The 6,983-nt window shown below is 63.6% G+C and carries 9 protein-coding genes and 1 pseudogene; 5 read left to right on the top strand and 5 right to left on the bottom strand.

Annotated features, from left to right (window positions below):
* Positions 1–58: 58 nt before the first annotated feature.
* From ACXAC4_RS27815 to ACXAC4_RS27795, 5 genes are all read left to right on the top strand, one after another.
* Complete coding sequence (locus ACXAC4_RS27815; RefSeq protein WP_475042270.1) at positions 59–1,009, top strand: aldo/keto reductase; 951 nt, start codon at positions 59–61, stop codon at positions 1,007–1,009.
* A gap of 3 nt (positions 1,010–1,012) precedes the next feature.
* On the top strand, positions 1,013–2,065 hold the full coding sequence (locus tag ACXAC4_RS27810) for an aldo/keto reductase (protein ID WP_475168530.1): 1,053 nt from the start codon (positions 1,013–1,015) through the stop codon (positions 2,063–2,065).
* Positions 1,983–2,471, top strand: a complete 489-nt coding sequence (locus ACXAC4_RS27805; RefSeq protein ID WP_475168527.1) for an aldo/keto reductase — start codon at positions 1,983–1,985, stop codon at positions 2,469–2,471. The genes ACXAC4_RS27810 and ACXAC4_RS27805 overlap by 83 nt, the downstream gene beginning before the upstream one ends.
* A gap of 87 nt (positions 2,472–2,558) precedes the next feature.
* Positions 2,559–2,783, top strand: coding sequence for a hypothetical protein (locus tag ACXAC4_RS27800; protein ID WP_475042262.1), 225 nt, complete (start codon positions 2,559–2,561; stop codon positions 2,781–2,783).
* An 87-nt stretch (positions 2,784–2,870) separates the two neighbouring features.
* Complete coding sequence (locus ACXAC4_RS27795; protein WP_475042258.1) at positions 2,871–3,095, top strand: DUF3072 domain-containing protein; 225 nt, start codon at positions 2,871–2,873, stop codon at positions 3,093–3,095.
* Here ACXAC4_RS27795 and ACXAC4_RS27790 read toward each other — a convergent pair.
* From ACXAC4_RS27790 to ACXAC4_RS27770, 5 genes and pseudogenes are all read right to left on the bottom strand, one after another.
* The gene (locus tag ACXAC4_RS27790) at positions 3,092–3,718 is read right to left on the bottom strand and encodes a hypothetical protein (RefSeq protein WP_475042255.1); all 627 of its coding nucleotides are present in this window, start codon (positions 3,716–3,718) and stop codon (positions 3,092–3,094) included. The genes ACXAC4_RS27795 and ACXAC4_RS27790 overlap by 4 nt on opposite strands.
* Before the next feature lie 84 nt (positions 3,719–3,802).
* Positions 3,803–5,275 carry a phenylalanine--tRNA ligase subunit beta gene (locus ACXAC4_RS27785; RefSeq protein WP_475168518.1) on the bottom strand — a complete coding sequence of 491 codons (1,473 nt, stop codon included), beginning with the start codon at positions 5,273–5,275 and terminating at the stop codon, positions 3,803–3,805.
* A complete protein-coding gene (locus tag ACXAC4_RS27780) occupies positions 5,235–5,525 on the bottom strand; it encodes a phenylalanine--tRNA ligase beta subunit-related protein (protein ID WP_475168544.1) in 291 nt (96 codons plus the stop codon). The genes ACXAC4_RS27785 and ACXAC4_RS27780 overlap by 41 nt, the downstream gene beginning before the upstream one ends.
* Positions 5,526–5,802: 277 nt before the next feature.
* Positions 5,803–6,231, bottom strand: a pseudogene (ytpR, locus tag ACXAC4_RS27775) (YtpR family tRNA-binding protein); the annotation flags it as partial.
* Positions 6,228–6,950, bottom strand: a complete 723-nt coding sequence (locus ACXAC4_RS27770; protein WP_475168515.1) for a tRNA ligase subunit PheS family protein — start codon at positions 6,948–6,950, stop codon at positions 6,228–6,230. The gene ACXAC4_RS27770 and the pseudogene ytpR, both read right to left, overlap by 4 nt.
* Positions 6,951–6,983 lie beyond the last annotated feature (33 nt).

The following is a 6,983-nucleotide window of genomic DNA, read 5'->3' as shown; positions in this document are numbered from 1 at the left end:
AAGGTTAAGATGTAGAGGGTACGGTTTGAGGCCAGCACCTGCAATCTCTGGAGATCCCATGCAGAAGCGTCCTCTCGGCCGTACCGGCCTTTCCGTCGCGCCGATCGTTTTCGGCGGCAATGTCTTCGGCTGGACGGCAGACGAGAAGACGTCCTTCGACCTGCTCGACCGCTTCTTCGATGCAGGTTTTAACACGATCGATACGGCTGACGTTTATTCGGCCTGGGTTGACGGTCACGAGGGTGGCGAGAGCGAGACCGTCATCGGCAGGTGGCTGAAGCGCGGCACCGTCTCGCGTGACGAGGCGATCATCGTATCGAAGGTCGGCTACGACAACAGGGGCAAGAAGACCGGATTGTCGGCGAAATGGATCGCGGAAGCGGCAGACGCTTCCCTGAAGCGGCTCGGCACCGATTACATCGACCTCTATCTCGCCCATCAGCCCGACGACGCGGTGCCATACGAGGAAACGCTGGCCGCTTTCGACAGGCTGAAGCAGGCGGGCAAGGTGCGGGCGATTGGCTGCTCGAACTTCGACGCCGGCCAGCTTCAGGACAGCCTGGACGTTGCCGCCCAGACGGGCCTGCCGCGCTACGATGTCGTGCAGCCGGAATACAATCTCTACAGCCGCGCGAAATTCGAAGGACCGCTCGCGGACCTCTGCACGCGCGAAGAAATCGGCGTCATCAGCTATTACGCATTGGCAGCCGGCTTCCTGACCGGCAAGTACCGCAGCAAGGAAGACACCGAAGGCTCCTCGCGCGCCTATCGCGTCAGCGACTATCTCAACGACAAGGGCTTCCGCATCCTCGCGGCCCTCGACGAAATCGCGGTTGAAACCGATGCGGAGCCGGCAAGCATTGCGCTCGCCTGGCTGATGCGCAAGCCCGCGCTGACGGCACCGATCGCCAGCGCGACAAAGCTGTCGCAGCTGGAGACGATGATCTCGGCCGCGGATCTTTCGCTTTCGGACGACCAGATGAAGCTTCTGGATGAGGCCGGAGCGTAAGCCATGGCTGACCTATCTGATGTCACTGTCCGCGGGGCCAAGCCGCAAGACGAGGCCGCCTGGCGGGCCCTCTGGGCTGACTACCTGACCTTCTACGAGCTCGCGCTCGATCCGGCGATCACCGATGCCACGTGGCATAAGGCGATGAGCGACCAGTCGGCAATCTTCATGCGCGTGGCCGAGCTCGACGATCATGTTGTCGGCTTCACCCTGTCGCTCACCCACGAGGGTACCTGGATCGAGAACCTCGACTGCTACCTCGAGGATCTCTTCGTCGATGCCTCGGCACGCGGACGCGGCGTCGGACGCGCTCTCGACGACCTCGTGGGCCTTCGGAAGAAACGGATGGTCGCGCCTCTACTGGCATACCGCCCAAGACAACAGGGCGGCCCGCAAACTCTACGACAGCTATGTCGAGACCGACGGCCACATCCGCTACCGCATCGAATTCTAGCCGAGGAGCATGTCATGAAGACGAGACAGCTTGGACCGCATCTCACCGTTTCCGCCATCGGCCTCGGTTGCATGGGCATGAGCCACGGCTATGGCGGCCAGGAAGAGGCCGACGCAATCCGTATTCTCCATCGGGCAGTCGAACTCGGCGTCAACTTCTTCGATACCGCAGAAGTCTACGGCCCGTTCGCCAACGAGATCCTCGTCGGCAAGGGGCTGAAGCCCTTCCGCGACAAGGTCATGATCGCGACGAAGTTCGGGTTCACCATCGGTGAGCAAGCAAAGGCCGCCCGTCCTTCCGGCACCGACAGCCGCCCGGAGCATGTGCGCGCGGTGGCGGAAGCCTCGCTGAAGCGGCTCGACGTCGACGTGATCGATCTCTTCTACCAGCACCGGGTCGATCCGGACGTGCCGATCGAGGAGACGGTCGGTGCGCTCGCGGATCTCGTGAAGGAAGGAAAGGTACGGGCAATCGGCCTTTCCGAAGCGAGCGCCGCCACCCTGCGCCGGGCCCGACGCCGTGCATCCGATCTCCGCGCTGCAGAGCGAATACTCCCTATGGACGCGCGATCCGGAAGGCGCGATCCTCGACACCTGCCGTGAGCTCGGCATCGGCTTTGTCCCCTTCTCGCCTCTCGGACGCGGCTTCCTCACCGGCAAGGTGCAGAAGCCGGAGGATTTCGGCGCCGATGATTTTCGCACCACGCTGCCGCGCTTCACCGCCGAAAACATGGCCGCCAATGCGTCGCTGGTGAAGCTCCTGGAGAAGATGGCGGAGGAGAAGGGCGTCACAGCCGCCCAGCTGGCGCTCGCCTGGGTGCTGCATCGCGGTGACTTCATCGTGCCGATCCCCGGCGCCCGTAAGATCCCGCACCTGGAACAGAACATCGCCGCCACCGAGATCGATCTGACCGACGAAGAGGTCAGGACGCTGGGCGAGCTTCTTTCGCCGGAGAAGTTTTCCGGCAAGCGCTATTCCGATGCCGTTGCTGCCATGACCAACCGGTAACACGGGCGACTTGGCCCGGCTTTCAGCAGGCGGGCCGGGCACAAAACGGGACGTCCGTTGTTCTGTCTCCGAAACAGGAGGCAGACCATGGACGACGACAGGAAGATCAGCGACGGCGCGAACGACCGCCCGCGCAACGAACCGATCGCGCAATCGGGCGCCGGCATTCCCGACGACAGCGGCCGGCCGCTGGAGGCGGACGATGCGGAGGTGGATCGGGTTCGCGACAATCTTTCGGGCCGCAGCCCGCGCCAGCAGCTCAAGGAAGAGGTGCGCGAAGAGATCGAGAAGCCGCAACGCGGCTCTGCATGAACAGCTCTCGGCCGTTCCGCCCTCACCCGGCGGGCCGGTTTCCAGTCCGGAACGTTCAGTGAACATAGAGAACCACAAGAGGTCGAGATGGTTGATCAGCATAACCCGAAGCTCGATGCGGAGCCGCAATCGAACACGGAGAAGGATCCGGAGGACTGGGTCACGGGCGACGAGCCTATGACCGGCGCTCAAGGGTCCTATCTGAAGACGCTTTCCGAGCAGGCACACGAACCGGATGCTTTTGCCGACGACCTGTCGAAGGCGGAGGCTTCCAAGCGCATCGATGCGCTGAAGGAGAAGCTGAAGCTCTAGCTCGCTACGGCTGCCGCCGGCGGGAAGCCTTGGTAAAATCGGGAATGGTCACCCGCGTGGTTCGCCATTCCCGGCTTCGTCAGCACGCCGCGAGGCTGTGCATAGCTCGTGATCCGCCGTACCGGTCGCTCGTGCCACTGGATGTTGAAGGCCCAGAGCTTGGGAAAGAAACAGAGCGAGGCGTAGGGGAGATGGTCGTGGATCCACCAGGCCATCTTCCGCCAGTCACCCTCCTCATGGCAATGATCGATCAGCCAAGGCAAGACGATGCATGCGGTCGCGCCCATACATCCATCCGCGTCGCGCATGTCCCAGATGTGGTCGGCTGCCGACGCCGCATTGGTCGAGCAGTTGAGGCCATGTCGGTTGCCGAACTCGTTGACCGCCGCCGAGCGGTAACCGGAGCGCAGATGCAGCCTGCCGAAGGTCGCCTGCAGCGGCTCCAGCAGTTCCCCGCAAAGCCGCCGCCCCGCCTCGATGGCAAGATCCGGATCATCCGGCACGTTCGAAATCCCGGTGACAGCTGCAATCTCGGAATAGAGAAAGTCGCGGAGGAAGAAGTTCTTCGACAGCCTGACGCGTCCAAGATCCTCCAGTCCCTTCATCGAATTCGGCTTGCGCATTCCCGCCTCATGAAAAAGCCTGCCCCTAACAGGGACAGGCTATCTCGCAAGATGGCAAGGTACCACCCGATACCAGCGCGCCGTCTAGGCCCGTAGTGTGCCGCCCGTAGTCTTCTCGACATTGCCGACGATCTTGGCTGTCAGCGCCTCGAAATCCTCGTCCGTCAGCGTCCGCTCGACCGGCTGGATCAGCACTTCTATGGCAACCGACTTGCGGCCTTCGCCGAGCGAAGCGCCTTCGAAGATATCGAAAACGTTGACGCCGGTGATCAGCTTCCGGTCGGCGCTGGTGGCCGCCTTGATGATGGCTCCGGCTTCGACATGGCTGTCGACCACGAAGGCGAAGTCGCGCTTCACCACCTGGAAAGGCGAAAGCTCCAGCGGCGGCTTGGTCCGCGTGGCCTTCTTCTTCGGCTCCGGCATGGCGTCTAGATAGACCTCAAAGCCGCAGAGCGCTCCGGAAACGTCGAGTGCGCCAAGCGTCTTCGGGTGGAATTCGCCGAAATAGCCGAGCACCACCTTGGGTCCCATCTTGATCGTGCCGGAACGGCCGGGATGATACCAAGCGGGCGCACCCGCCTCGACCTGGACGTTGCCCATCGGCAGGCCACAGGCTTCCAGCACCGCCAGAGCATCGGCTTTCGCGTCGAAGACGTCCACAGGCTTGCCGCCGCCCTTGGTCGCGTTCGACCAGAGGCGACCGGCGCCGTTGATCGATGCTGTTCCGCGGCGGACACCACCGGCCACGCGGCGTTGCCCTTCCGGCTTGTCGTTCTCGTAGGTGCCAGAGACTTCGAAGATCGCAACGTCGCCATAGCCCTTGTCGGCATTGCGCTGTGCTGCGGTGAGCAGACCCGGCAGCAGCGAAGGCCGCATGTCCGACATATCGGACGCAATCGGGTTGGCAAGCTTCAAGGCCGCCGTGCCGCCACCGAAGAGCTTCGCCTGATCCTCTGGGATGAAGGACCAGGTGACGGCTTCCAGCATGCCGCGGGCGGCAAGCGCGCGCTTGGCCGTGCGGCTGCGCACCTGCAGCGTCGTCAGGATACGGCCGTTGACCGTCCCGAGGTTCTCGATCGGCTCCGGCTTGATCTGGTCGACGCCGTGGATGCGCATGACCTCTTCCACGAGATCTGCCTTGCCGTCGACATCCGGGCGCCAGGACGGCACTTTGACCGACAGCCGTTCGCCGGCACCGTCGACGCCAAAGCCGAGGCGCGCCAGGATCTCGCGGCTCTCGTCGGCGGAGATATCGAGGCCCGTCAGGCGCTTCACCTCGCAGGTCGGGAAATCGACAACCTTCGGCTCATAGCCCTTGTAGCCGACGATCTTGGCCTCGGCAGCGGTCCCGCCACAGAGCTCCAGTACCAGCTGCGTCGTACGCTCCAGCCCCGGCACCATGTATTCCGGATCGACGCCGCGCTCGAAGCGGTAGCGCGCGTCGGTGATGATGCCGAGCGAGCGGCCGGTCTTGGCGATGTTGATCGGGTCCCAGAGTGCGGACTCGATCAGCACTTCAGTCGTGTTTTCGTCGCAGCCGGAATGCTCGCCGCCCATGATGCCGCCGATGGTCTTCGACGCCGTTGTCGTCGGCGATGACGACGTTGTTCGGCGTCAGCTTGTATTCGCGCGTGTCGAGCGCGAGGATCGTCTCGCCTGCCAGCGCGCGGCGCACCGTCAGGTCCCCCTTCACCTTGGCCGCGTCGAAGACGTGCATCGGCCGGCCCTGGTCGAAGGTCATGTAGTTGGTGATGTCGACCAGCGCGTTGATCGGACGAAGGCCGATCGCCTTCAACCGCTGCTGCATCCATACCGGGCTCGGCCCGTGTCTTGACCCCGCGCACGAGGCGCAGGCCGAAGCCCGGGCAAAGGCGCTCGTCGTCCAGGATGATCTTCGAGCCCTCGACCGGCGTCTCGCCATCCGTCTTGAAGTCCGGCTCGGCGTGCTGCTTCAGCGTTCCGAGACCAGATGCGGCCAGATCGCGGGCAATGCCATGGATCGAGGTGCAGTCCGGCCGGTTCGGCGTCAGGTTGATCTCGATGACGGGGTCATCGAGGCCGGCATAGCTTGCAAAGGAGGTGCCGACCGGCGCATCGGCCGGAAGATCGATGATGCCGTCGTGGTTGTCCGACATGTCGAGCTCTTTTTCCGAGCACATCATGCCGTGGCTTTCGACCCCGCGGATGTTGCCGACGGAAAGCGTGACGTCGATGCCGGGCACATAGCTGCCGGGCCGCGCGAGCGCACCGATCAGCCCTGCCCGTGCGTTCGGCGCGCCGCAGACGACCTGCACCGGTTTGCCGTCGCCGGTGTCCACCATCAGCACCTTCAGCCGGTCCGCCTGGGGATGCTGCTCGGCCGAAACGACCTTGGCGATGACGAAGGGCTTGTAGGCGGCCTTGTCGTCGACGTCCTCGACTTCGAGCCCGATCGCGGTCAGCCGCTCGCAGATCTCATCCAGCGTCGCGTCGGTCTCGAGGTGATCCTTGAGCCAGGAGAGTGTGAATTTCATGTGTCTGTTCCTCCCTTCAAACGCTCAGACCGCCGAACAGCGTCGGGATGCTCGAGCGGGCGGAAGCCGTAGCGGGTCATCCAGCGGACATCGGCGTTGAAGAAGTCGCGCAGGTCCGGCATGCCGTATTTCAGCATGGCGATGCGATCGAGCCCCATGCCCCAGGCAAAACCCTGGTACTCGTCTGGATCCAGCCCGCCGGCGCGCAACACGTTCGGATGCACCATTCCGCAGCCGAGCATTTCCATCCAGTCGGAGCCCTCGCCGAACTTGACGATCGGGCCGGAGCGGTCGCACCGGATGGCGCCCATCGAACCAGGCGTTCGGTGAAGCGGGAAGAAGGACGGACGGAAGCGCATGGTGACGCTGTCGACCTCGAAGAAGGTCTTTGCAGAACTCCTCCAGGATCCAGCGCATGTTGCCGACATGGCTCTTCCGGTCCACCACCAGACCCTCGACCTGGTGGAACATCGGCGAGTGCGTCGCGTCGCAGTTCCTGGCGGTAGTGTCTCGCCGGGAATGACGATGCGGATCGGCGGCTTCTGCGCCTCCATGGTCCGCACCTGCACCGGGGACGTGTGGGTGCGCAGCACCTTGCGCTCACCGTTCTCGTCCGGCTGGAAGAAGAAGGTGTCGTGCATTTCGCGCGCCGGATGGCCTTCGGGGAAGTTCAGCGCCGTGAAGTTGTAATAGTCCGTCTCGATGAGGTGCTCACCCAACAGCTCCAGTACGCCTTAACCTTAGCAATACGT

The sequence above is a fragment of the Pseudoalteromonas sp. AWM4_233 genome, from assembly GCF_056158285.1.
The sequence above is the reverse complement of the archived record's forward strand: the minus strand, read 5'-3'. Positions and strand labels throughout refer to the sequence as shown.